A 23,637-nucleotide genomic window follows, 5' to 3' on the forward strand; every position below is an offset into this window, starting at 1 on the left:
CCACTCAGTCGAGGCGTCGCTCGACGGGCAGCCGGGACCGGGTGAACAGACCCGCGCCGAGCATCGCCACCAGCGGCACCACCGCCAGCGCCCCGAGCACCGCCCACGGCACCAGCAGCGGGTACGGCGGCTCGAAGGGCCAGGTGACGGCGTACCGGCGGTTGGCCGCGACGAGGATGATCAGGGCGGAGGTGAGTCCCGCGACGATGCCCAGCAGCGAGCCGAGCACGGCGATCACCCCGGCCTGGCAGAGCGACAGCAGCCGGCGTACCCCCGGCCCGGCGCCCACCGCCGCGAGCGTGGACAGGTCCGCGCGGCCCTCGGCGGCGGCGAGCCCCGTCGCGGTGCCCGCGGCACCCACGGTGACCACCCCGGACACCGCGGTGAGCAGGAGCAGCACCTGCGGCCCGTCGTCGGAGGGCAGCCAGTGATCCGTCTGGAGGCTGACCTCCTCGGCGGCGCGCAGCGCGCTGACGAACCGCTCCTGGTGCGGGCGGTCGGGTACCCCGTCGGCGGCGATCGCCCAGCCGAGAGGCCGGGCGGACAGGTCGAGGCGTTCGGCGGCGGCGGGGGACAGCAGCAGCCAGTCGGTGGACAGGCCGGTGCGCAGGGCGTACCCGGGCACGACGGCCGACCGGGTCGGCGACTGCCCCTCCCCGGCGGGGGTGACGTCGAGCTGGAGCCGGCCGTCCACCAGGTAGCGGGGGTCGGTGGCCACCGCTCCGCCGGCCCGCAGCACGGCGGTGGCGGCGGCCACGTCGGCCGGGTCGGCCCCGGTGAGCACCGGCAGCGCCGACCCGTCGTCCACGACGGCCTGGAAGGGCGTACCGAAGTGGTCCTGCCAGCCGCGCCGGCAGCGCTCGTCCGCGCGGGCCCGTAGCTGGTCGCGCGGGCTGACGGCGTCGGGCGTGTACGGGCAGGCCCGGTCCGGCGGCAGCGCCGCGCCGACGGTGCACTCGTCCTCGGGCCCGTCCGGGCAGTCGGCCGCGACCAGCGGCACCAGCGCGGTCGCGCCCAGGTGCTCCCGCGCGGGGCCGGCGACCTGGGCGAAGGTCAGCGAGCTGCCGGACCCGTCGGGGGCCGCCGAGGTGACCAGCACCGTCCCCGACGGTAGTTGCGGCGGGTAGCGGGCCTCGGCGCGGGCGTCATCGCTGGCCAGGAAGACGCCCAGCGCGACGCTGCCGGCGACGGCGGCCATCACCGCCGAGATGGCGGGCGCCGTGGAGGAGCGGTTGCGGCTGGCGTCGCGCAGCGCGATGCGGGGGGCCAGCGGGAGGAACCGGCCCAGCCGGGCGAGCAACCCGACCAGGGTGGGGGTGGCGAACACCAGCCCCAGTTCGCCGAGGATCAGACCGGTGAGGATCACCGGTTGGTTGGTCCGGACGGCCCCGAGGGCGGCGACGGCGGCCCCGCCGGCAGCCAGGACGACGCCGACGACCAACCACCGCCGCCGGTGCCTCGGCGGGTTGCGTCGACCGGCCAGCCCGGCCACCACGTCCTGCCGGGCGGCGGTGAGCGCCGGCGCCAGCGCGGCGAGGACCCCGGCCAGCACGGCCACGGCGGCGATCACGGCCAGCGCCTGCGGCCAGACGCGGTACCCGCCGAACCGGGACTCGAAGACGAACTCCTCGACCAGTGGCCGGGCGGCGAAGGCACCGACGATGCCCAGCGCCACGCCGGCCGCCGCCCCGACCCCACCCAGCACCACACCGTCGGCGAGGACGACCCGGCGCAGGTGGGCGGAGTCCCCGCCGGCCACCGCGACCAGGGCGAGGTCGCGTCGTCGGCGGCGTACGCCGACCGCGAACGCGGGCCCGACCAGCAGGACGACCTCCAGCAGCCCCAGCCCGCCGACCAGCACGGCGCTGCTCAACTGCGTCACGTTCGACCCGTCGGTGCGCCACGTGTCGGCGGACGCCCCGGGGCGGGGCGGGGCGGGCGTCCGCGCGGTCATCACCACACCGCCGTCGTTGAGCCGACGGAACACCTCCGGGCCGGCGGGCCCCGGCAGGTCGACCAGCCAGCTGACCTCCGCCGCCCGGCCCGGGACGGTGCCGTCGGGGTGCAGGGTGACCAGCGGGTCCAGCCGGTCGGGGAACTCGACCACCCCGACCACCGTCCAGGTGCGGCTGCCGTCGCCGGCGGTGACGGTGTCGCCGGTCGCGACGCGGAGGCGGCGCAGGGCGGCCGGGTTGGCCGCGATCTCGCCGGCGCCGGCCGGCACCCGTCCGGCGTGCACCCGGGCCAGGCCCCGCGCGAGCGGGTCGGTCAGGTCCACCGTCCGGGCGGGCACGGTGTCGTCGACCCGGTCGCTCATCCGGGCAGCGAACGAACCCCACCGCTGTAGCCGCAGGATCCGGCTGCCGGCGGGCAGCAGGGCGGTGAGCTGCTCCTCGCTGCCGCCGTTACGCGTCCTGGGTTGCTCTCCGAGGTGGTTCCAGTTGTCGGCGTGCGCGTCCTGCACGACGGGGCCGCCGGCGACCACGAACAGTTCCGCGTCGGCGCTGCCGAGCTGCCGGTCGACCCGTTCCGCCGTGGTCAGCTCGGCCATGTCCAGGCTCACCGCGACGAAGGTGAGCGCCAGCACCGGCAGTGTGATCATCGCCAGCACCAGCGCGGTCCGCCCGCGTGCCCGGCGGGCCTCCCGTCGGGCGACGCGCAGCGCCGTACGCCAGGAGCCCGTCCAGCCGGCCAGCCGGTCCGTCCACCAGGGTCGTTCCGGCGGCCCGCCGGCCGCCCCCGTCGCGGCGGGGGCGGCCCCGCGCGGTGCGGTGGCGGGTCGGGCGTGGAGGCGGTCCGCGCTCACCGACCCGTGCCACTCAGCAGCGACTCGACGCCGGCCATCGGGGCCGTCTGGTCGACGGCCACGCCGTCGCGCAGGAAGAGCACCCGGTCCGCCCACGCGGCGTGCCGGGCCTCGTGGGTCACCAGCACCCCCGCCGCGCCCGCGTCGACGCGGCGGCGCAGCAGCAGCAACACCGCCTCACCGGTCTGCGAGTCCAACGCGCCGGTGGGTTCGTCGGCGAGTATCAGCCGCCGGTCGCCCACCAGCGCCCTCGCGATCGCCACCCGCTGCTGCTGGCCGCCGGACAACTGGTCGGGGAAGCGGTCACCGAGTTCGGGCAGACCCACCTCGGTCAGCGCCGCCAGGGCCAGGCGCCGGGCCCGGCGTACGCCCGCGCCGTCGAGTTCCAGGGGCAGGGCGACGTTCTCCACGGCGGTGAGACCGGCCAGCAGGTTGAGGTTCTGGAAGACGTACCCGACGCGCCGGCGGCGCAGCCGGGCCAGCCCTCGGCGGTCGAGCAGGTGCAGGGGCTGACCCTCGACCCGCACCTCGCCCGAGGTGGGGCCGTCCAGGCCACCGGCGATGGTCAGCAGGGTCGACTTGCCGGAGCCGGACGGGCCCATCACGGCGACCAGTTCGCCCGGACGCACCACCAGGCTCACCCCGCGCAGCGCGTGCACGGCGGCCGGGCCGCTGCCATGGGTGCGGTGCACGTCACGCAGGTCGAGCACGGGCGCACCGTCCGCCGTCGTCGCCGTGGTCACCGTCGGACCTCCTCGTCGCTGCGATCCACCACCCCGTGCGGCAGGTCCGTCGGCCCCGGGGTGGGCGGCCGGTGCCGCACCAGGCTGGCCTCGCAGTGGTCCAGCCACCGCACCTCGGCCTCGGCCTGGAACACCATCGCGTCCAGGACCAGCCGCCACGACAGGTCCTCGGGCTGGTCGCTGGTGTACTTCAACCGGGTCAACTCCTGCAGCGTGCGCATCGTGGCGGTGCGCTGCGTCTGCACCACCGTGCGGACGTCCACCCCGGGGGTGGTCAGCGCGAGGGCCAGCTTGATGGCCAGTTCGTCGCGGGGCCGGTCGGCACGGCTGAGCGGGGTGGCGAACCACAGGGCCAGGTCGGCCCGCCCGGCGTCGGTGATCTCGTACGGGCGCTGGCCGGAGCCGATTTCCGGCAGGGCGCGCACCAGACCGTCCCGTTCCAGGCGGGACAGCGTGGTGTAGACCTGCCCGATGTTCAGCGGCCAGGTCGAGCCGGTCGACTCCTCGAACGCGGCGCGCAGCTGGTAGCCGTACATCTGGCCGCGTTCGAGCAGGGCGAGCAGCCCGTGACGGATGGACATGGCACCGGAGTATGCATACCTGGTATGCCTCCCCGCAACCGCAGGGTGGGCCGCCGGTCCCGTCAGGCCGGCCGACCGGGGAACGGCACGGTCAGCGGAGTGGCCCCGGCGAACCTGCGGAACCGGGTCGCCCGGACGGCGTAGTCGACCAGGGCGGCCAGGGCCTGTTCCCGGTCCGAACCGGTCGTGGCGGGCAGGGCCGCCCGCCAGAACGCGGCGACGCGCTCCTCCACCGTCACGGCGAGCCGCAACGCGTCGGCCTGGTCGGTGACCGGGTACGGCAACGCGTAACCCGCCCGGTCGGGCGGGACCGTCGCCCCGGTCGTGCTCAACTGCACCACGAGGGCGTCCCGGCGGCGGCGGTGCGCGGCCTCCGCCTCGGCGGCGGCGGTGCGGGCGGCGCCGGTGAGGCGTACCCCGATCGGCCCGTACGCCCAGATCGCCGCGTACTCGGCGGTCAGCGCCGCGGTGAGCGCCTCGGTGGGTTCGGTGGGCGCGGTCACCGCAGCGCCTCCAGGTGGCTGGCCCGCGCGGCGGCGACCGACCCGACCAGCGCGGCCCGCTCCGCCGGTGCCGCCGTGGCGGCCGCCACGGCGGAGTCCCGGCCGGCCCGCTCGGCCCGGCGCAGCGCGGCGACGGCCCGGTCGGGGTCGATGGGCGCGGCGACGGTCACCGTCGGCGTCGGGGCGGCCGAGGGCGACGCGCCGACCAGTCGCCCCAGTTCGGCGGCGTGGATCTCGTGCGCCTCGGCGAGCGGGATGAGCCGCCCGGCCAGGGCCGGGTGCGCGACGGCGGTGGCCCGCAGTCCGGCGGCGAGGCGCAGCGACTCGTCGACCAGCGGCGCGAGCGGGTCGGGGGCCGGTGCGGGACCGCCGTCGCCGTCGAACAGGTCACAACCCGTCAGCGGTACGACGGCGCTCCCCAGCGCCAGCGCCGCTGCGGCCCGTAGCACCCGTCGCCGGGTGTGACCCGCCGTCGGGTCGCCTCGCCTCGCCATTCCCATCGCCACCGGACAAGTCAACACCATCGACGCGATCGTGGGGCGGGAGGCGTCGGTGCGCCGCCGGGGTCGTGACACGGCCGGCGCGTTACGCTCTGCGCAGCCACCGGCGCGTCCGCCCGGTGGCGTGCCGGCATGGCGGCCGGTGACCAGCAGGAGGGTCCGAAAATGACGCAGCGTGGCCGTGCCACCAGAGCGACGGGGCGACCCCGCGGTGGCCAGGCCTCCCGCGGCGGGCCGGCGCCCCGGGGCGGCGACGCCTCCCGCGCGCCGCGCGGCGACCTCGCCGGCCGGCGTGAGCGACTGCGGGCCGTGATCGAGCCGGTGGTGGGCGCGGCCGGCTACGACCTGGAGGACCTGTCCGTCTCACGGGCCGGCCGCCGACATGTCGTGCGGGTCATCGTGGACGCCGACGGCGGAATCAACCTCGACGCCGTGGCCGACGTCTCCCGGGCCGTGTCCGCCGCTCTGGACGCCGCCGAGGAGGCCGGTGGCGACATCGTCGCGGGTGAGTACCAGCTGGAGGTCAGTTCCCCGGGGGTGGACCGGCCGCTGACCCTGCCCCGGCACTGGCGGCGCAACGTCGGCCGGCTGGTCAGGGTGACCGTCCGTGGCGACGGCGATCCCGCCGGCCCCGACCGGCAGGTCACCGGGCGGGTGGTGGCCGCCGACGACGAGCGGGTGAGCCTGGAGACCGACGCCGGTCGCGCCGACCGGGCGTACGCGGACCTCGGCCCCGGCCGGGTGCAGGTCGAGTTCAGCCGGCTCGCCGAGCTGGACGAGGCGGACGAGCTCGACGAGTCAGAAGACTTCGACGACGACGATGACGATGTGGAGGACGAGGAGAGGTGAACATCGACCTCGCGGCGCTGCGCGCACTCGAGCGCGAGCGGGAGATCCCGTTCGACACGATCCTGGCGGCGATCGAGACCGCGCTGCTGACCGCGTACCGGCACACCGAGGGCGCCGAGGCGCACGCGCGGGTGGAGATCGACCGCAAGACCGGCGCGGCACTGGTCTACGCGCAGGAACTCGACGCCGACGGCTCGGTGGCGCGGGAGTGGGACGACACCCCGCACGACTTCGGTCGGATCGCGGCCATGACCGCCAAGCAGGTGATCCTCCAGCGGCTGCGGGAGGCCACCGACGAGGTGCACTTCGGCGAGTACGTGGGCCGCGACGGTGACCTGGTCACCGGCGTGGTGCAGGCGCACGAGGCGCGGGCCGAGAAGGGCATCGTCAGCGTCGACCTCGGCAAGCTGGAGGGCGTCCTGCCGCAGTCCGAGCAGGTGCCCGGTGAGCGGTACACGCACGGCGAGCGGATCCGCTGCGTGGTGGTGCACGTCGCCAAGGGCATGCGCGGGCCGCAGATCACCCTGTCCCGGTCCCATCCGGCGCTGGTGAAGAAGCTGTTCGCGCTGGAGGTTCCCGAGATCGCCGACGGCACCGTCGAGATCGGCGCGATCGCGCGGGAGGCGGGCCACCGGACGAAGATCGCGGTCCGGTCGACCACGCAGGGCGTCAACGCCAAGGGCGCGTGCATCGGGCCGATGGGCCAGCGGGTGCGCGCGGTGATGAGCGAACTGCACGGCGAGAAGATCGACATCATCGACTGGTCGGACGATCCGGCCACCTTCGTCGGCAACGCCCTGTCCCCGGCGAAGGCGCTGCGGGTCGAGGTGGTCGATCTGGCCACCCGGGCGGCCCGGGTGACCGTCCCGGATTTCCAGCTTTCGCTCGCGATCGGCCGGGAAGGGCAGAACGCCCGGCTCGCGGCCCGACTGACCGGTTGGCGGATCGACATCCGGTCCGACGCCGAGCAGGCGGGGGTGGCCGGCCGGGGCGGAACCGATCACGTCCCGGAGCCGGGCGGCGCGATCTCCGGAAGCTAGGGGTAGACTTACCCCAGTGGTACGACGCGAGCAACCGGAGCGCACCTGTGTGGGCTGCCGGCGGCGCGCGCCGGCCAGCGAACTGCTGCGAATCGTCGCGATCCGGGAGGAGACTGGATTCAGTCTCCGACCTGATCCGACCCGCAGCCTGCCGGGTCGGGGAGCTAATCTGCACCCGGATCCGGCCTGCTTCGCGCAGGCGGTGCGGCGGCGGGCCTTCGGCCGGGCGCTGCGTGTCACCGGGGTCCCCGACCACGGTGCGCTCGCGGAGCATGTTCACGCGCCAACCACTACGTCCGGTCAACCCGACCGGACGAGGGTCGCTAGCAAGGTAGGACGACCGACATGAGCACACGATGAAGTCCCAGAAATGACCAGGCTTCAAGTGCACGAGTGAGGTCGCTGCGGGTGCTGCCCGCACGACCTCGGAGTGAGGAGTGCAGTGGCAGGAAAGGCCCGCGTACACGAGCTTGCCAAAGAGCTCGGGGTCGAAAGCAAGACCGTTCTCGCCAAGCTCAAGGAGATGGGCGAGTTCGTCAAGTCCGCGTCCAGCACCGTCGAGGCGCCCGTCGCCCGGAGGCTGCGTAACGCGTTCGTCGCCTCTTCCGGTGCGCCCGCGCCGGCCGCCCCCTCGGCGGCCGCTCCGGCACCGGCGGCGGCACCGACCCCTTCGCCGACCCCCGGGGAGCCCCGGATCACCGCCAAGCCGATGCCGCCCCGGCGGCCGGCCGTGCCCGGTCCGAAGCCCAAGGGTCCGGTTCCCGGCCCGCCGCAGCCCGCGGCCCCGGTCGCCAAGCCGGCGAGCGCCCACGACATCGAGGTGGCGGCCGCCGAGGCGCGTGCCGCCGCGCTGAAGGCTGAGCAGGAGGCCGCGGTCAAGGCCGCGCAGGCCGCCCGCCAGCAGCAGCGGGAGAACGTCCGTCGCGAACCCCCGACCGAGGGTGGTCCGCGTCCCAGTCCGCGTCCTGGGCCGAACGCCATGCCGCCCCGTCCGGGTTCCCCGGCCGCCGGTCGGCCCGGCGCACCGGCCCCGGGTCCGGGTGGTCGACAGGGTGGCCGTCCGCCGGCGCGCGGCGCCGGCAACAACCCGTTCGGCATCCAGGGCAGCCAGCGGCCCCCGGCCGCCGGTGCCGGTGGTCAGCGGCCGAGCCCGGCGTCCATGCCGCCCCGGCCCAGTCCGGCGTCCATGCCGCCCCGGCCGAGCCCGGCGTCCATGCCGAGTCAGCGTCCGGGTCGTCCGGGCGGTCCCGGTGCCGGTCGTCCCGGCGGTGGTGCCGGTCGTCCCGGCGGCGGTGGCGGCGGCGGTGGTTACCGCGGCGGCCCCGGCGGTGGTGGCGGCGGCGGTGGTTACCGCGGCGGTCCCGGTGGCGGTGGCGGCGGTGGTGGTTACCGCGGCGGTCCCGGTGGCGGTGGCGGTGCCCCCGGCGGTGGTTTCCGTCCGGGTGCCCCGGCCGGCGGCGGCGGTCGCCCCGGTGGCGGCGGTCGTGGCCGTGGCGGCGGCGCCGCGGGTGCCTTCGGGCGTCCGGGTGGCCGGCCGACGCGTGGCCGCAAGTCCAAGAAGCAGCGCAGACAGGAGTTCGACAACCTGTCGGCTCCGACCATGAGCTCGGGTGCCCCCCGGGGTCAGGGTCAGGCCGTCCGGCTGTCCCGTGGCGCTTCGCTGTCGGACTTCGCCGACAAGATCAACGCCAACCCGGGTTCGCTGGTCCAGGAGATGTTCAACCTGGGCGAGATGGTCACCGCGACCCAGTCCTGCTCCGACGACACCCTGCTGCTGCTGGGTGAACACCTGGGCTTCAACGTCCAGATCGTCAGCCCGGAGGACGAGGACCGCGAGCTGCTCGCGCAGTTCAACATCGACCTCGACGCCGAGGTCGCCAGCGAGCGGCTGGTCAGCCGGGCGCCGGTGGTGACCGTCATGGGTCACGTCGACCACGGTAAGACCAAGCTGCTCGACGCGATCCGCAAGGCCAACGTCGTGGCGGGCGAGGCCGGTGGCATCACCCAGCACATCGGTGCCTACCAGGTCCACGTCCCGCACGAGGGCGAGGACCGGGCGGTGACCTTCATCGACACCCCGGGTCACGAGGCGTTCACCGCCATGCGTGCCCGTGGTGCCCAGGTGACGGACGTCGTGATCCTGGTGGTCGCGGCCGACGACGGCGTGATGCCGCAGACGATCGAGGCGTTGAACCACGCCAAGGCGGCTGAGGTGCCGATCGTGGTGGCGGTCAACAAGGTCGACAAGCCGGACGCCAACCCGGACAAGGTCCGCCAGCAGTTGACCGAGTACGGACTGGTCGCCGAGGAGTACGGCGGTGACACCATGTTCGTCAACGTGGCCGCCAAGCCGGGCACCGGCATCGAGGAGCTTCTCGAGGCGGTTCTGCTCACCGCCGACGCGTCGCTGGAGCTGACCGCTCCGATCGACGGGCCGGCGCAGGGTGTGGCCATCGAGGCGCACCTGGACAAGGGCCGCGGCGCGGTGGCGACGGTGCTGGTGCAGAAGGGCACCCTGCGGGCGGGCGACTCGATCGTCGCCGGTGGGGCGCACGGACGGGTCCGGGCGATGCTCGACGAGAACGGCAACCAGCTCTCCGAGGCGGGTCCGGCCCGTCCGGTGATGGTTCTCGGCCTCACCGCGGTGCCGGGTGCGGGCGACACCTTCCTCGCCGCGGCGGACGACCGCACGGTGCGGCAGATCGCCGAGCAGCGGCAGGCACGGCGGCGGGCGGCGTCCTTCGCCAACTCCCGTGGCCGGGCCACCCTCGAGACGCTCATGGAGCAGCTCAAGGAGGGCGAGAAGACCTCGCTCAACCTCATCCTCAAGGGTGACGTCTCCGGTTCCGTGGAGGCCCTGGAGGACGCGCTGTTCAACCTCGACATCCCCGAGGAGGTCCAGCTCAAGGTCCTCGACCGGGGCGTCGGCGCGATCACCGAGAGCAACGTCATGCTCGCGAGCGCGTCGTCCGAGCCGGTCACGATCATCGGCTTCAACGTGCGGGCCTCCAACAAGGTCCGCGAGATGGCCGACCGCGAGGGCGTGGAGATCCGGTACTACACGGTCATCTACCAGGCCATCGAGGAGATCGAGGCGGCGCTCAAGGGCCTGCTCAAGCCGGAGTACGAGGAGGTCGAGCTCGGCACCGCGGAGATCCGCGACGTGTTCCGCTCGTCCAAGATCGGCAACATCTCCGGTTGCATCGTCCGGTCGGGCGTCATCCGGCGCAACGCCAAGGCGCGTCTGCTGCGCGACGGCGCGGTGGTGGCGGACACACTCACCGTCAGCTCGCTCAAGCGGTTCAAGGACGACGCCACGGAGGTTCGCGAGGGCTTCGAGTGTGGTCTGACACTGGGCGGATACAACAACGTCCAGGTCGGCGACGTCATCGAGACCTTCGAGATGCGGGAGAAGGCACGCGCCTGATCCAGCACTGACACTGGTCAAGGGGTTTACGCCGGTCGGCGTAAACCCCTTGATCACGTCGGGGGTCGTCCGTAACGTCCTCAGGTGATGTTCACCGGAACCGCGGTATTCGACCTGTTGCTGCCGGGTGACTCCCGGTCGCTCAAGGCCAAGAGATCGTATGTGCGGCCGATCGTCGCGGCGCTGCGGCGCTTCGAGGTCTCGGCCGCCGAGGTGGGGGCGCTCGACCTGCACGGTCGGGCGGAGATCGGGGTGGCCGTGGTGGCCGCCGAGGCGTCGCACGTCCGCGAGGTGCTGGATTCGTGCGAACGGCTGGTGGCCGGTCGTCCCGAGGCCGAACTGCTGTCGGTGCGCCGGCGGTTGCACGGCGAGGACGACTGAGCCCGGGGGTGTCCCGGGCCACCGGCCGCGCCGCGCGCCGCGCGGCACCGCGCAGGTAGGGTTCGAGGTGTTGGCCGGGCGGTTCCGGTGGGCGCCCCGTGCGTCACCGGTGCCGGTCGGGAACGGAGCGCGGTGGAGGTACGAGATGTCTGACCCGGCCAGGGTACGCCGGCACGCGGAGCGGATCCGCGAACTGGTCGCGTCGGTGGTGCGGAGCCAGATCAAGGACCCCCGACTGGGGATGATCACCATCACCGACGCCCGGATCACCGCCGACCTGCGTGACGCGACGGTCTTCTACACCGTGCTCGGCGACGCGGCTGCCCAGGCGGGCACCGCCGCGGCGCTGGAGAGCGCGAAGGGGCTGTTGCGCAGCACCGTCGGCAAGGCGCTCGGGCTGCGCCACTCACCGACGCTCACGTTCGTCCTCGACGACGTGCAGGACCAGGTCAAGCACATCGACGACCTGCTCGCGGCGGCGCGCAACGCGGATGCCGAGGTGCAGCGGCTCGCCGCCCAGGCGCAGTACGCGGGTGAGGCCCAGCCGTACCGCCTCGACGAGGACGACGAGGCAGCCGACGACGAGGCGGCCGACGACGATGCCGACGACGACGCCGCTCCCCGCGCCGGGGGCGACACGCCGGACCGGGGCGGGGAGCGACGGTGACCGGGCCCGCCGGTGTTCCGGCCGGCGGGGCCTCGGACGGCCCCGGGGAGGCCGACTGGGCGGCCGCCGTGGCTGCGATCCGGGGTCTGCCCGCCGACGGGCGGGTGCTGTTGATCTGTCACGTCAACCCGGACGGCGACGCGCTGGGCAGCATGCTCGGTTTCGCGCTGGGCCTGCGCCGCCTCGGCGTACGCCGGTTGCAGGCCACCTTTCCCGGCCCGCCGGAGGTGCCCGAGCCCTTCCGTGGCATGCCGGGCCTGGATCTGCTGGTGTCCGAGGCTGACGCGGATCCGGAGCCGGACCTGGTGGTGTGCTTCGACGCGGCGGGTGCGTCCCGGCTCGGCGGGCTGGCCGACCGGCTCACCGGGCCCGGCCCGGCGCTGGTGCTCGACCACCACGCCTCCAACACCGGTTTCGGCGACGTCAACCTCGTTGACCCGGCTGCCGCCGCCACCTCCGTGGTGGCGGAGGAACTGCTCGCCCGGTTGGGCGTGCCGCTGGACGCCGGCATCGCCGAGTGTCTCTACGTGGCGCTGACCACGGACACCGGCTCGTTCCGCTTCGAGGCGACCACCCCGGCGGTGCACCTGATGGCCGCCCGGCTGCTCGCGACCGGGATCCGTCCCGGCGACATCTCCCGGCGGATCTTCGACAGCCGGCCGTTCGGCGCGGTCCGCCTGTTCGGCGAGGTGCTGGGCCGGGCCCGGCTCGAGCCGGCTGCCGCTGCCGGCCACGGCCTGGTCTGGACGTACGCGACGCAGGACGACCTGGCCCGGCACGAGCAGCGGCCGTACGTGCTGGAGGCGTTGATCGACTCGGTCCGGTGCACCGCGGAGGCCGACGTGAGCTGTGTGGTCAAGCAGACCGGGGCCGCCGAGTGGGCGGTGTCGATGCGCAGCAAGGGGGCGGTCGACGTGAGCCGGGTCGCGGTCGCCCTGGGCGGTGGCGGGCACCGGTTCGCCGCGGGTTTCACCGGCCGGGGCACGGCCGAGGACGTGGTGAACTCGATCCGGGCCGTGCTGCCGGGAGCGTTGATCGGAGACGGAACGAGCTGAGTCAGGACGGAGATCAGGGTCGATACCGGGGGTGTTGACCTTCCCGCCCTGCGTGACGACGGGGAGAATCGCAGGATGGAGCAGCCACACGACCTCACCGTCGCCGCACCACGGGCCTGGGACCGCCCGGTCGTCTGCGTACCCGTGCTGGTGGTCCTCTCGGTGGTCGGTGGTCGGTTCCCGTCGTTCTCGACGGAGGCCAACCTCTGGACCCTCGGCACCGGCGGCGTGCTGATCTGGCTCGGGCTGAGCAACCGGGTGCCCCGGCGGGCCACACCCGATCGGATCGGGTCCGGGGTCGCCTGGTGGGCGCTGCCGGTGGTGGTCTTCGGGGTCTTCGAGGGGGCCACCTTCGTGGCTGCGGCGGGCGACGACTTCCCCACCCTCTCCCGGCTGGCCGATCCGCTGCTGGAGGAGCAGTTGATCCGGTCGGCCGCCTGGTTGGCCTGGCTGTCGGCGTTCTGGGGGTTGGTGCGGCGATGATGCGGACGTTGGCTATCGCGGGCTTTCTCCTGGCCCTGGCGCTCTTCGTGGTCGTCGAGTGGGCGGCCCGGCGGGAGGGCTCCCGGATCCCGACCCTCGGCGACGTCTGCGCACACCTGATGCGCTACGAGGTCGGTCCCGTGCCGGTGGGTCGGATCGGGCTGTTCGGCTTCTGGTGGTGGCTGGGGTGGCATTTCCTGGCCCGCTGAGGGGCGGGGGAACCAGCCGACCCGGCTGGGCTGTTGGTGCTGTTCGCGGCCCCCGCCCGGGGCGGGACGAACTCCAGGGTGCGGGTGACTCGTGCCGAGTTGGTCGCCGCGCTCCCGGACTTGTCCAGATGGCGGGAACCGTGGGCACCATGTGGACCTGAACGATAACTTGGGAGACGACCGGCGTCGTCTCGGCGCAGGTCGTGGGCGGTGGAGCCACACCCGGCGTCGCCTCCCTCCAGGGTCTGACCGACCCGGGCACCACGCTGCCCCGCCGATTGCTCCGGTGACCCCGGAGCGTGATCGGGGAGCGCCACGCAGCACCGCCCGTGACAGCCGCCGCAGGTCGGCGGCGCGGCCCTGGAAGGGGACCACCATGCCCGGCAAGTCCAAGCCTGAGACCACCGACGAGGCACGTGAGCTGGCGCGTCGCGCCCTGCAGACCTCCATGGACACCCGTCAGTGATCCAGACCGACCGGCGGTGACGCCGCCGACGTCCACGTCGGCCGCGTCACCGCCGGAGTCTGTGCCGGCGACGTCCGCGCCGGCCGGGTCGCCGGCCGGTGGTCCACCCCGACCACCGCGCCGGTAAGTGGCCCCGCACTTGGCTGTCCTTACCGAGTCGTGCCAGGATCGGCGGCGATGACTCAGTCCGCCGCCACCACCGTCCGCGTGGCCTCCCCGCGCCGGATCGCCGCCCTCGCCCTGCCGGCGCTGGTCGTGCTGGCCGCCGAGCCGCTCTACGTGCTCGTCGACACCGCCGTGGTCGGCCACCTCGGGCGGGTGCCGCTGGCCGCCGTCGCCGTGGGCGGCACCGTGATGACCCTCACCGCCTGGCTCGGCACCGTGGTCGCGTACGGCACCACCGGTCGGTCGGCCCGGCGGTACGGGGCCGGTGACCGGGGGGCGGCGGTGGCCGAGGGGGTGCAGGCGTCCTGGCTGGCCCTGTCGGTGGGGGTGCTGGTGGCGGTCGCCATGCAGGTCGGCGGGGGTGCGTTGACGCGTACTCTCGCGGGGCCCGGCGAGGTGGCCGACGCCGCCGCCGGCTGGTTGCGGATCGCGGCGCTCGGCGCACCCGGCCTGCTGCTGGCCGCTGCGGGCAACGGGTGGCTGCGCGGCGTGCAGGACACCCGCCGACCGTTGTGGTTCGTGCTCGGGCCGAACCTGCTCTCCGCCGTACTCTGCCCGCTGCTGGTCTATCCGGCGGGCCTCGGACTGGTCGGCTCGGCGGTGGCCAACGTGGTCGCGCAGACCCTCTCCGGCGCGCTGTTCGTCGCCGCACTGGTCAGCGAGCGGGTGACGCTGCGCCCGCGACCGCAGGTGATCCGCCACCAGCTGGTGCTCAGTCGGGACCTGCTGGTGCGGGGCGTCGCCTTCCAGGCCAGCTTCCTGTCCGCCACGGCGGTCGCCGCCCGGTTCGGGGCCGCCGCCGTGGGTGGTCACCAGATCGTCGTACAACTGTGGTTCTTCGCCGCCCTGGTGCTCGACGCGTTGGCCATCGCGGCGCAGGCGCTGGTCGGTGCGGCGCTCGGTGCCGACGACACCGCCGGGGCGCGTGCCCTCGCCGGCCGCGTCGCCCGGCTCGGTGCCGCCTGCGGCGGGGCCTTCGCGGTGCTGGCGGTCGCGGGCACCGGCGTCGTGCCCGGCCTGTTCAGCTCCGATCCGGGGGTACGCGAGCAGGCCCTGGTGGCCTGGCCGTGGTTCGTGGCGATGCTGCCGCTGGCCGGGATCGTGTTCGCGCTCGACGGGGTGCTCATCGGCGCGGGCGACGTGCGCTACCTGCGCAACCTGACGGTGGCCGGTGCGTTGGGTGGGTTCCTGCCGGCGATCTGGCTGGCCCACGCGTTCGACCTCGGGCTGGGCGGCATCTGGGCCGGCCTGATGCTGTTCACGGTGATCCGCCTGGTCGCCCTGCTGCTGCGCCTGCGCGTCGACGCCTGGGCCATCCCCGGCGCCACCCGCCCACACTGACCCACCCGCTGCCGCCGCCCCGGCCTGCCGGGTTGGTCGTGGAGTTGTGCCGGGCCTGTCGGAATCCGTAGGTGGACAACTTGATGATCGAGGCACCCGGGGTCGGGAGGCGGTCAGCGGACGGTGTAGAGGGCGTAGAAGGCGAGGACCAGGAGGAGGGCGACCGCCCAGGAGAGGAAGAACGCCGCGATCCGGTAGGTGGTCGGGAAACGTTCGTGGAGACGGCGCCGGCCCTGCCAGTTCCGCCACCGGTGCCGTACCCGCCGGGCGCCGGGAACGGCGAGCACGGCCGCTTCGAGCCGCCGGCCGAGGGTGCGTCGGGGCGGGGGCGGGTCGAGCATCCAGGCGGGCAGGGACGAGGGCTGCTCCGGGGTACGCATTCCTGGTCGGTTCTCGGCGCTCATGGTCGTCTCCCCGTGGTGGTACGCCGGACGCGTCGACCGGCGTCGTCGCCTCATGGTGACACCCGGCCGGTGGTCGGCACGACCCCCGTTTCCGCCGGGCCGCGCCCCGGCGGCGGTCAGCCCGACGCAACCCGCTGAGCCGGCACCGGGCGGTCCGGGGCGGTCTGGCAGGCTTGCACGTCGTGAGCACAGACGGTCTGATCGTGGTGGACAAGCCCGGCGGCATGACGTCGCACGACGTGGTGGCGCGGATCCGCAGGCTGGCCCGGACCCGTCGGGTGGGGCACGGCGGCACCCTCGACCCGATGGCCACGGGCGTCCTCGTCATCGGCGTGGGACGGGCCACCCGCCTGCTCACGTACGTGATCGGCGCGCGCAAGAGCTACACCGCCACCGTCCGGCTCGGGCAGTCCACCGTCACCGACGACGCCGAGGGCGACGTGATCGCCACCACGCCGGCCGGACAGCTCACCGACGAGGCGATCCGGGCCGCCCTCGTGCCGCTCACCGGGGAGATCGACCAGGTGCCCAGTGCGGTCAGCGCGATCAAGGTCGACGGCCGGCGGGCGTACAAGCGGGTGCGGGACGGGGAGAGCGTCGAGCTGCGGGCCCGCCGGGTGACGATCTCCCGGCTCGACGTGCTGGCCGTGCGTCGGGACACCCCCGACCTGGTCGACGTCGACATCGACCTGACCTGCTCCTCCGGCACCTACGTCCGGGCCGTCGCCCGGGACGCCGGTCTGGCGCTCGGCGTGGGCGGGCACCTGACCGCGCTGCGGCGTACGGCGGTGGGGGGTTTCCGCCTCACGGAGGCCGCCACCCTCGACGACCTGGAGCGGCGGGCGCCCGAGGTGGTGGGCCTGCCGCTCGCGGCGGCGGCCGAACGGTTCTTCCCGCGCCGCGACGCGAGCGCCGACGAGGCGCGGGTGCTCTCCCACGGCGGGCCGCTCGACGCGGTCGGCGTCACCGGCCCGTACGCGGTCTTCGATCCGGCCGGCGGACTGGTCGCTATCGTCAGCGAGCGGGACGGCCGGGCCCGCGCGGAGATCGTCCTCGCCCCGGCCTGAGGGCGGTGGCGGCCCGCAGCCGGTGGGGCCGCGGGAACGGCGGCGGGAGGAGCAGCATGCAGCGGTGGCGGGGGTACGACGCGGTGCCCGGTGGCTGGGGACGGTCGGTCGTCACCATCGGTGTCTTCGACGGGGTGCACCAGGGGCACCAGGCGACCATCGGGCACGCCGTGTCCCGGGCCCGGGAACTGGGCGTGCAGTCGGTGGTGGTGACCTTCGACCCGCACCCGGCCGAGGTGGTCCGGCCCGGCTCGCACCCGGCGGTGCTCACCGAGCCGGCCCGCAAGGCGGAGCTGATCGAGGCGCTCGGCGTGGACGTGCTGTGCGTGGTGCCGTTCACGCCGGAGTTCTCCCGGCTGCCGGCCGAGGCGTTCGTGCACGACATCCTGGTGGAGAACCTGCACGCGGCACTGGTGGTGGTGGGGGACAACTTCCGGTTCGGGCACCGGGCCGCCGGTGACGTGGCCCTGCTGGAGACGCTGGGCCGCACCTTCGGCTTCGGCGTCGAGGACGCCCCGCTCGTGGCGGAGTCGGGCACGGTCTTCTCCTCGACGTACATCCGTTCCTGCGTCGACGCCGGTGACGTGGGCGCGGCCGCGACGGCACTGGGTCGGCCGCACCGGATCGAGGGCGTGGTGGTCCGGGGCGACCAGCGTGGCCGGGAACTGGGCTTTCCGACGGCGAACCTGCTGTGCCACCGGTACGCGGCGGTGCCCGCCGACGGCGTGTACGCGGCCCGGCTGGTGCGCCGGGGGGACACCGAGCCCCTGGCGGCGGCGGTGTCCGTCGGCACGAACCCCACGTTCTCGGGACGGGAGCGGCGGGTGGAGGCGTACGCGCTGGATTTCAGCGGTGACCTGTACGGTGAGCGGCTGGCGCTGGACTTCGTGGCACACCTGCGCGGGCAGGTCCGGTACGACTCGATCGAGCCGCTGGTGGCGCAGATCGCCGAGGACGTGGAGCGGACCCGGCGGGCGCTGGCCTGAGCTGCCCCGGGTGGTCGCCCGACGGGCCGTCGACCGCCCTTGCCGGGCCGGCCCTGGTCCGGGCTGGTAGGCTGGCAGGGACGTCGGCTGACCGACGTGGGGCCTCGCGTGCCTGCTCGACGCCGCGGGTGCGAGGAACCGGTCCGTCCCCGGTGCGTGAGCCCGACCCGACGGACATCACCGAACAACCCATCGAACAGGGAGAACATGGCGCTCGACCAGGAAGCCAAGGCCAAGATCCGCGCGGAGTACGCGACCGCCGAGGGCGACACCGGTTCGCCGGAGGTGCAGGTCGCGGTCCTCACGAAGCGGATCGCCGAGCTGACCGAGCACCTGAAGGTGCACAAGCACGACCACCACAGCCGCCGTGGGCTGCTGCTGCTGGTCGGCCGTCGCCGTCGGCTGCTCAACTACGTCCAGAAGAAGGACATCAACCGCTACCGGTCGCTCATCGAGCGGCTCGGCCTGCGCCGGTGACGTGACGGGGGAGCAGCCGCCTGGCCGCTCCCCCGTTCCGGTTCACCACCGAGGAAGAAACCAGGGCCGCGCGACCACAATCGTTCGGGAGTCGGCTCAGCGTACCGGTCTCCGGTAGTGGCCCCCGGGCATTCGGCATCCGCCGGTCGCCCGGGCGCTTCGATCGAAGACCGGCCGTCTGAGCAGCTCCCGCGTCGTGGGCCCCCGACGTGAAGGAGCACGACAGAAACATGACCGAGACCAACCTCGGCACCGAGTCCCGCACCGCCGTGATCGACAACGGGTCCTTCGGCACCCGCGAGATCACCTTCTCCACCGGCCGCCTGGCCCGCCAGGCCGCCGGTTCCGTGGTCGCCCAGCTGGGCGAGACGGTCGTCCTGTCCGCCACGACCGCGAGCAAGCAGCCGAAGGAGTTTCTCGACTTCTTCCCGCTCACCGTCGACGTGGAGGAGCGGATGTACGCCGCGGGTCGGATCCCCGGCTCGTTCTTCCGCCGCGAGGGCCGGCCCAGCGAGGACGCCATCCTCACCTGCCGGCTGACCGACCGGCCGTTGCGTCCCTCGTTCGCCAAGGGCCTGCGCAACGAGGTCCAGATCGTGGCGACCGTCCTCGCCCTGGACCCGGCGCACCCGTACGACGTGATCGCGATCAACGCCGCCTCGATGTCGACCAAGCTCTCCGGCCTGCCGTTCTCCGGTCCGATCGGGGCCACCCGGGTCGCCCACATCGACGGGCAGTGGGTCGCCTTCCCGACCCTGGAGGAGCTGGCCCGGGCCACCTTCGACATGGTCGTGGCCGGCCGGTCGCTGCCGGACGGCGACGTCGCCATCATGATGGTCGAGGCCGAGGCGACGCCGCACGCCGTGGGCCTCATCGCCGGTGGCGCGACCGCGCCGACGGAGGAGGTCGTGGCCAGCGGCCTGGAGGCCGCCAAGCCGTCGATCCGCGAGTTGTGCCGGGCGCAGAGCGAACTGGCCGAGGTGGCCGCCAAGCCGGTCGCCGAGTTCCCGGTCTTCCTGGACTACGCCGACGACGTCTACGAGGCGGTGACCGACCTGGCCCGTGCCGAGGTCGCCGAGGCGCTCCAGATCGCCGGCAAGGCGGATCGCGAGGAGGCCCTCGACCGGGTCAAGGCCAAGGTCGCCGAGGAACTCGGCGGTCGTTTCGAGGGCCGGGAGAAGGAGCTGTCCGCCGCCTTCCGGTCGCTGACCAAGTCCGAGGTCCGCAACCGGGTGCTGCGCGAGCAGATCCGTATCGACGGCCGTGGCCCGCGCGACATCCGGCCGCTGACCGCCGAGGTCGGTGTGCTGCCACGGGTGCACGGCTCGGCGCTGTTCGAGCGGGGCGAGACCCAGATCCTGGGCGTCACCACGCTGAACATGCTGCGCATGGAGCAGATGGTGGACACGCTGTCCCCGGAGAACCGCAAGCGCTACATGCACAACTACAACTTCCCGCCGTACTCCACGGGGGAGACCGGGCGGGTCGGCTCGCCGAAGCGGCGGGAGATCGGTCACGGGCTGCTCGCCGAGCGGGCGCTGATCCCGGTGCTGCCGTCGCGCGAGGAGTTCCCGTACGCGATCCGGCAGGTCTCCGAGGCCCTCGGCTCCAACGGTTCCACCTCGATGGGTTCGGTCTGCGCCTCGACCCTGGGCCTGCTGTCCGCCGGTGTGCCGCTGAAGGCTCCGGTCGCCGGCATCGCGATGGGTCTGATCTCCGACGAGGTCGACGGTAAGACCGAGTACGTGACGCTGACCGACATCCTCGGTGCCGAGGACGCGTTCGGCGACATGGACTTCAAGGTCGCCGGCACCCCGGAGTTCGTCACCGCGCTCCAACTCGACACCAAGCTCGACGGCATCCCGTCGGACGTGCTGGCTGCCGCGTTGCAGCAGGCGCACGAGGCCCGGCAGACCATCCTCGGCGTGATGCAGGCGGCGATCGAGGCCCCGGCCGAGATGTCGGAGTACGCCCCGCGGGTCACCACCGTCAAGATCCCGGTCGACAAGATCGGCATGGTGATCGGCCCGAAGGGTCAGACCATCAACGCCATCCAGGACGAGACCGGTGCCGAGATCTCCATCGAGGACGACGGCACCATCTACGTCGGCGCGACCAACGGCCCGTCGGCCCAGGCCGCGGTGGACCGGATCAACGGGATCGCCAACCCGACCCTGCCCAAGGCGGGGGAGAGGTTCCTCGGCACGGTGGTGAAGACCGCCGCGTTCGGCGCGTTCATCTCCCTGCTGCCCGGCCGTGACGGCCTGCTGCACATCTCCAAGGTGGGCGACGGCAAGCGGGTCGACAAGGTCGAGGACTTCCTCAACGTCGGCGACCGGGTCGAGGTGGAGATCGCGGACATCGACGCCCGCGGCAAGATCTACCTGGACAAGGTCCGCCCGGAGGGCGCCGAGGCGCCGGCCGCCGGTGAGGCTGCCGGGGGCGACCGTCCGGCCGGCCGTGACCGCGGCGACCGGGGCCCGCGTGACCGGGGCGACCGCGGTGACCGCGGTGACCGTGGTGGCGACCGTGGTGACCGGGGTGGTCGTGGTCCGGGCGGCGGCGAGCGCGGCCAGGGCGGCGGCGAGGGCGGTGAGGGCGGCGAACGCCCGCGTCGCCGCACCCGGCACAGCTGAGCCGAAGCAACCGCACCCCACCCCTCGTCGATCTGGGAGCACCACGTGAGTCGGGCCAGCGCGCCGTTTCCACAGAACCGACGGGGGGTGGCGGCGCTCGGGAACACCGGCGTGCCGGGCGCCGGGTCCGCCCGCGCGGTCACCCGCACGTTGAGCGACGACCCGCTGGGCGGCACGGTACGACGTACCGTGCTGCCCAGCGGGCTGCGCGTGCTCACGGAGGCGATCCCGGCGATGCGCAGCGTCTCGTTCGGCGTCTGGGTGGCGGTGGGCTCCCGGGACGAGACCGGCCCACAGGCCGGCGCGGCGCACTTCCTGGAGCACCTGCTGTTCAAGGGCACCCACAAGCGCACCGCCCTGGACATCTCCTCGGCGATCGAGGCGGTCGGCGGCGAGACCAACGCCTTCACCACGAAGGAATACACCTGCTACTACGCGCGGGTGCTCGACGAGGACCTTCCGCTGGCCATCGACGTCATGTGCGATCTGGTCGCCGACTCGGTGCTGGAGCCGGCCGACGTCGAGACCGAACGGGGCGTGATCCTCGAAGAGATCGCCATGCACGACGACGAACCCGGCGACGAGGTGCACGACCTGTTCGCGCGGGCCGTCTACGGCAACCACCCGCTCGGCCGGCTGATCTCCGGCCCCGAGCAGTCGGTCACCGCGATGACCCGCCGACAGATCCAGACCTTCTACCGGCGTCGCTACGTCGCCCCGCAGATCGTCGTCGCGGCGGCCGGCAACCTCGACCACACGGCTGTGGTCAGGCTGGTCCGTCAGGCCCTGCGCGGTACCCCGCTGGACACGGACCCGGCCGCGCCGGCCCCGCACCGGCCGTCCACCCCGGCGGTACGCACGAAGCCGGCCAGCACCGTCGTGGAGCAGAAGGAGACCGAGCAGGCACACGTGATCCTCGGCTGCCCCGCCATCGACCGGCTCGACGAGCGGCGGTTCGCCCTCGGTGTGCTCAACAACGTGCTGGGCGGCGGCATGTCCAGCCGCCTGTTCCAGGAGATCCGCGAACAGCGTGGCCTCGCGTACTCGGTCTACTCGTACGCCAGCCAGTACGCCGACAGCGGCCTGTTCGCCGTCTACGCCGGGTGCGCCCCGGGCAAGGTCGACGAGGTTCTCGACCTGACCCGCGCGGAGCTGGCCCGGGTGGCCGCCGACGGGGTCACTCCGGCGGAACTGGCCCGGGGCAAGGGCATGAGCAAGGGCTCCTTCGTGCTCGGCCTGGAGGACACCGGTTCCCGGATGAGCCGGCTGGCGAAGGGGGAGCTGCTCTACGGCACCCTGATGCCGGTCGACGAGCTGCTCACCCGGGTGGACGCGGTGACCCTCGACGACGTGAACACTCTCGCCGCCGAACTGCTGGCCCGACCGATGTCGCTGGCCGTGGTCGGCCCGTTCGGCGATTCGGACTTCGCCACCTGACCCGGCGACGCCTGCGCGTCCGGGGCCACCGTCCGCGCCCTACGGGCGGTCGGCGCGGCGACCGTGGGACAGGGTGGGCCCCGCCGGTGCCGGCGTCCCGATTGGGATAGGTTGTGCCCCGTGACTGACGAGCAGGAGAAGGGCGTGGCCGAGCCGATCCGGGTCGGTGTGCTGGGCGCCCGGGGCCGGATGGGCGTCGAGGTGTGCAGGGCCGTCGACGGGGCCGCCGACATGGACCTGGTGGCGATGGTCGACCAGGGGGACTGGCTGTTCAACGCCTCCGACGCCGGCGCCCAGGTGGTGGTCGACTTCACCACTCCCGACGTGGTCATGGACAACCTGCACTGGTGCATCGACCAGGGCATCAGCGCGGTGGTCGGCACCACCGGCTTCACCGAGGCGCGGCTGGACCGGGTGCGGGGCTGGTTGGCACACAAGCCTGACGTGGGCGTGGTGATCGCTCCCAACTTCGGCATCGGCGCGGTCCTGATGATGCAGTTCGCGGCGCGGGCCGCCCGGCACTTCGAGTCCGTCGAGATCGTCGAGCAGCACCACCCGCGCAAGCTGGACGCCCCCAGCGGCACCGCGACCCACACGGCCCGGCTGATCGCCGCCGCCCGCGCCGAGGCCGGTCTGGGCCCGTCGCCGGACGCCACGGCTGCCGAGATCGCGGGTGCCCGTGGCGCCGACATCGACGGGGTACGCGTGCACGCCGTCCGGGCCACCGGGCTCGTCGCGCACCAGGAGGTGCTCTTCGGCACCACGGGCGAGACGTTGACCATCCGCCACGACTCGTACGACCGGGCGTCCTTCATGCCCGGCGTGCTGCTGGCCGTGCGCGCGGTGCGCACCCGCCCCGGCCTGACCATCGGCCTGGACAGCCTGCTCGACTGAAGCTCAGGGGCCACCAGGGGCCCGCCGGCCGGGCACGGGGTCAGTTGTTCTCGATGACCGACAGGACGTTGCCGGCCGGATCGGTGAACCAGGCGATCGCCGGCCCGTTGCCCCGCATGACCCCCCTGTCGTCCTGGCCCATGCCCTCGTAACGGGCGAGCCGCACGCCGCGGGCGGTCAACTCGTCGACGGCCCGGTCGATGTCCTCGACCGGGAAGTTGAGCACCGTGTAGGTCGCCGGGACGTGGTCGTCCTTGGGGTAGACCAGCACGTCACGGTTGCCGGCGAGGTGGAGCGTCAGCATGCCGCCCATCTCGTCGCCCCGCGACACCCGCAGGCCGAGGGTGTCGGCGTAGAACCGCATGGCCCGGTCGGTGTCGTCCACCGAGAAGCCACTGAAGGCCAACGTGTCACTGAACATGGACCCACCGTAGGCGATGCCCCTGACAGTTCCCGCGGATCCGGGCAGGTGTGACCGATCGTCGGCCCGGACCCGCCGTCAGCCGGCGCGGACCCGCCG

23 protein-coding genes are annotated in these 23,637 nt (G+C 73.7%); 16 read left to right on the forward strand and 7 right to left on the reverse strand.

What is annotated here, in order from left to right; genetic code table 11:
* Window positions 1-4 precede the first annotated feature (4 nt).
* The 5 genes from GA0070616_RS20055 to GA0070616_RS20075 form a co-directional block, all read right to left on the reverse strand.
* Window positions 5-2,806: an FtsX-like permease family protein gene (locus GA0070616_RS20055; protein ID WP_245712839.1), complete on the reverse strand. Its 2,802-nt coding sequence runs from the start codon at window positions 2,804-2,806 to the stop codon at window positions 5-7.
* Window positions 2,803-3,549: an ABC transporter ATP-binding protein gene (locus GA0070616_RS20060; protein ID WP_091085257.1), complete on the reverse strand. Its 747-nt coding sequence runs from the start codon at window positions 3,547-3,549 to the stop codon at window positions 2,803-2,805. Before GA0070616_RS20060 ends, GA0070616_RS20055 begins: the two co-directional genes overlap by 4 nt.
* A complete protein-coding gene (locus GA0070616_RS20065) occupies window positions 3,546-4,130 on the reverse strand; it encodes a PadR family transcriptional regulator (protein ID WP_091085260.1) in 585 nt (194 codons plus the stop codon). The genes GA0070616_RS20060 and GA0070616_RS20065 overlap by 4 nt, the downstream gene beginning before the upstream one ends.
* A 62-nt stretch (window positions 4,131-4,192) precedes the next feature.
* Window positions 4,193-4,633: a ferritin-like domain-containing protein gene (locus tag GA0070616_RS20070; RefSeq protein WP_091085264.1), complete on the reverse strand. Its 441-nt coding sequence runs from the start codon at window positions 4,631-4,633 to the stop codon at window positions 4,193-4,195.
* Window positions 4,630-5,082: a hypothetical protein gene (locus tag GA0070616_RS20075; protein ID WP_091091203.1), complete on the reverse strand. Its 453-nt coding sequence runs from the start codon at window positions 5,080-5,082 to the stop codon at window positions 4,630-4,632. The genes GA0070616_RS20070 and GA0070616_RS20075 overlap by 4 nt, the downstream gene beginning before the upstream one ends.
* Before the next feature lie 216 nt (window positions 5,083-5,298).
* Here GA0070616_RS20075 and rimP point away from each other — a divergent pair, with 216 nt between their 5' ends.
* From rimP to GA0070616_RS20125, 10 genes are all read left to right on the forward strand, one after another.
* Window positions 5,299-5,982 (forward strand): ribosome maturation factor RimP, encoded by a 684-nt coding sequence (gene rimP / locus GA0070616_RS20080; protein ID WP_091085267.1) that lies wholly within the window; start codon window positions 5,299-5,301, stop codon window positions 5,980-5,982.
* The gene (gene nusA / locus GA0070616_RS20085) at window positions 5,979-7,022 is read left to right on the forward strand and encodes a transcription termination factor NusA (RefSeq protein ID WP_091085272.1); all 1,044 of its coding nucleotides are present in this window, start codon (window positions 5,979-5,981) and stop codon (window positions 7,020-7,022) included. The genes rimP and nusA overlap by 4 nt, the downstream gene beginning before the upstream one ends.
* A 16-nt stretch (window positions 7,023-7,038) precedes the next feature.
* On the forward strand, window positions 7,039-7,371 hold the full coding sequence (locus GA0070616_RS20090) for a YlxR family protein (RefSeq protein ID WP_091085275.1): 333 nt from the start codon (window positions 7,039-7,041) through the stop codon (window positions 7,369-7,371).
* Between the two features lie 93 nt (window positions 7,372-7,464).
* Entirely contained in the window at window positions 7,465-10,449 is a 2,985-nt protein-coding gene (infB, locus tag GA0070616_RS20095; protein WP_091085279.1) for a translation initiation factor IF-2, read from the forward strand.
* 87 nt (window positions 10,450-10,536) lie between these two features.
* Complete coding sequence (locus GA0070616_RS20100; RefSeq protein ID WP_091091207.1) at window positions 10,537-10,830, forward strand: DUF503 domain-containing protein; 294 nt, start codon at window positions 10,537-10,539, stop codon at window positions 10,828-10,830.
* Window positions 10,831-10,975: 145 nt separating this feature from the next.
* Window positions 10,976-11,497 (forward strand): 30S ribosome-binding factor RbfA, encoded by a 522-nt coding sequence (gene rbfA, locus GA0070616_RS20105; RefSeq protein WP_091085283.1) that lies wholly within the window; start codon window positions 10,976-10,978, stop codon window positions 11,495-11,497.
* Window positions 11,494-12,552 carry a DHH family phosphoesterase gene (locus tag GA0070616_RS20110; RefSeq protein WP_091085288.1) on the forward strand — a complete coding sequence of 353 codons (1,059 nt, stop codon included), beginning with the start codon at window positions 11,494-11,496 and terminating at the stop codon, window positions 12,550-12,552. The genes rbfA and GA0070616_RS20110 overlap by 4 nt, the downstream gene beginning before the upstream one ends.
* Window positions 12,553-12,627: 75 nt before the next feature.
* Complete coding sequence (locus GA0070616_RS20115) at window positions 12,628-13,035, forward strand: hypothetical protein (RefSeq protein ID WP_091085293.1); 408 nt, start codon at window positions 12,628-12,630, stop codon at window positions 13,033-13,035.
* The gene (locus GA0070616_RS20120) at window positions 13,035-13,244 is read left to right on the forward strand and encodes a DUF6186 family protein (protein WP_175440285.1); all 210 of its coding nucleotides are present in this window, start codon (window positions 13,035-13,037) and stop codon (window positions 13,242-13,244) included. Before GA0070616_RS20115 ends, GA0070616_RS20120 begins: the two co-directional genes overlap by 1 nt.
* A gap of 643 nt (window positions 13,245-13,887) precedes the next feature.
* A complete protein-coding gene (locus GA0070616_RS20125) occupies window positions 13,888-15,216 on the forward strand; it encodes an MATE family efflux transporter (protein WP_091085300.1) in 1,329 nt (442 codons plus the stop codon).
* 113 nt (window positions 15,217-15,329) lie between these two features.
* Here the strand turns inward: GA0070616_RS20125 and GA0070616_RS20130 are convergent, their stop codons facing one another.
* Window positions 15,330-15,620, reverse strand: a complete 291-nt coding sequence (locus GA0070616_RS20130; RefSeq protein ID WP_091085303.1) for a hypothetical protein — start codon at window positions 15,618-15,620, stop codon at window positions 15,330-15,332.
* Window positions 15,621-15,844: 224 nt separating this feature from the next.
* Here GA0070616_RS20130 and truB point away from each other — a divergent pair, with 224 nt between their 5' ends.
* From truB to dapB, 6 genes are all read left to right on the forward strand, one after another.
* Window positions 15,845-16,687, forward strand: a complete 843-nt coding sequence (truB, locus tag GA0070616_RS20135) for a tRNA pseudouridine(55) synthase TruB (protein WP_245713001.1) — start codon at window positions 15,845-15,847, stop codon at window positions 16,685-16,687.
* Window positions 16,688-16,743: 56 nt separating this feature from the next.
* Window positions 16,744-17,673, forward strand: coding sequence for a bifunctional riboflavin kinase/FAD synthetase (locus tag GA0070616_RS20140; RefSeq protein WP_091085310.1), 930 nt, complete (start codon window positions 16,744-16,746; stop codon window positions 17,671-17,673).
* Between the two features lie 207 nt (window positions 17,674-17,880).
* Window positions 17,881-18,150, forward strand: a complete 270-nt coding sequence (rpsO, locus tag GA0070616_RS20145; protein ID WP_043962418.1) for a 30S ribosomal protein S15 — start codon at window positions 17,881-17,883, stop codon at window positions 18,148-18,150.
* Between the two features lie 230 nt (window positions 18,151-18,380).
* Window positions 18,381-20,786 (forward strand): polyribonucleotide nucleotidyltransferase, encoded by a 2,406-nt coding sequence (locus GA0070616_RS20150; protein ID WP_091085313.1) that lies wholly within the window; start codon window positions 18,381-18,383, stop codon window positions 20,784-20,786.
* Window positions 20,787-20,831: 45 nt separating this feature from the next.
* Window positions 20,832-22,223 (forward strand): M16 family metallopeptidase, encoded by a 1,392-nt coding sequence (locus tag GA0070616_RS20155; protein ID WP_091085319.1) that lies wholly within the window; start codon window positions 20,832-20,834, stop codon window positions 22,221-22,223.
* 120 nt (window positions 22,224-22,343) lie between these two features.
* Window positions 22,344-23,117 carry a 4-hydroxy-tetrahydrodipicolinate reductase gene (gene dapB, locus GA0070616_RS20160; protein ID WP_091085325.1) on the forward strand — a complete coding sequence of 258 codons (774 nt, stop codon included), beginning with the start codon at window positions 22,344-22,346 and terminating at the stop codon, window positions 23,115-23,117.
* A 40-nt stretch (window positions 23,118-23,157) separates the two neighbouring features.
* Here dapB and GA0070616_RS20165 read toward each other — a convergent pair whose 3' ends face one another.
* Window positions 23,158-23,538 (reverse strand): VOC family protein, encoded by a 381-nt coding sequence (locus GA0070616_RS20165; RefSeq protein WP_091085328.1) that lies wholly within the window; start codon window positions 23,536-23,538, stop codon window positions 23,158-23,160.
* Between the last annotated feature and the right edge of the window lie 99 nt (window positions 23,539-23,637).

Origin of the sequence: Micromonospora nigra (assembly GCF_900091585.1) — a bacterium.
GTDB lineage: Bacteria > Actinomycetota > Actinomycetes > Mycobacteriales > Micromonosporaceae > Micromonospora > Micromonospora nigra.

Excerpts from the sequence above, each read along its gene's own strand:
- GA0070616_RS20065 (WP_091085260.1), bottom strand. The coding sequence starts at position 4,130 with ATGTCCATCCGTCACGGGCTGCTCGCCCTGCTCGAACGCGGCCAGATG.
- rimP (WP_091085267.1), top strand. The coding sequence starts at position 5,299 with ATGACGCAGCGTGGCCGTGCCACCAGAGCGACGGGGCGACCCCGCGGT.
- GA0070616_RS20100 (WP_091091207.1), top strand. The coding sequence starts at position 10,537 with ATGTTCACCGGAACCGCGGTATTCGACCTGTTGCTGCCGGGTGACTCC.
- rbfA (WP_091085283.1), top strand. The coding sequence starts at position 10,976 with ATGTCTGACCCGGCCAGGGTACGCCGGCACGCGGAGCGGATCCGCGAA.
- GA0070616_RS20115 (WP_091085293.1), top strand. The coding sequence starts at position 12,628 with ATGGAGCAGCCACACGACCTCACCGTCGCCGCACCACGGGCCTGGGAC.
- GA0070616_RS20120 (WP_175440285.1), top strand. The coding sequence starts at position 13,035 with ATGCGGACGTTGGCTATCGCGGGCTTTCTCCTGGCCCTGGCGCTCTTC.
- GA0070616_RS20125 (WP_091085300.1), top strand. The coding sequence starts at position 13,888 with ATGACTCAGTCCGCCGCCACCACCGTCCGCGTGGCCTCCCCGCGCCGG.
- GA0070616_RS20130 (WP_091085303.1), bottom strand. The coding sequence starts at position 15,620 with ATGAGCGCCGAGAACCGACCAGGAATGCGTACCCCGGAGCAGCCCTCG.
- truB (WP_245713001.1), top strand. The coding sequence starts at position 15,845 with ATGACGTCGCACGACGTGGTGGCGCGGATCCGCAGGCTGGCCCGGACC.
- GA0070616_RS20140 (WP_091085310.1), top strand. The coding sequence starts at position 16,744 with ATGCAGCGGTGGCGGGGGTACGACGCGGTGCCCGGTGGCTGGGGACGG.
- rpsO (WP_043962418.1), top strand. The coding sequence starts at position 17,881 with ATGGCGCTCGACCAGGAAGCCAAGGCCAAGATCCGCGCGGAGTACGCG.
- GA0070616_RS20150 (WP_091085313.1), top strand. The coding sequence starts at position 18,381 with ATGACCGAGACCAACCTCGGCACCGAGTCCCGCACCGCCGTGATCGAC.
- GA0070616_RS20165 (WP_091085328.1), bottom strand. The coding sequence starts at position 23,538 with ATGTTCAGTGACACGTTGGCCTTCAGTGGCTTCTCGGTGGACGACACC.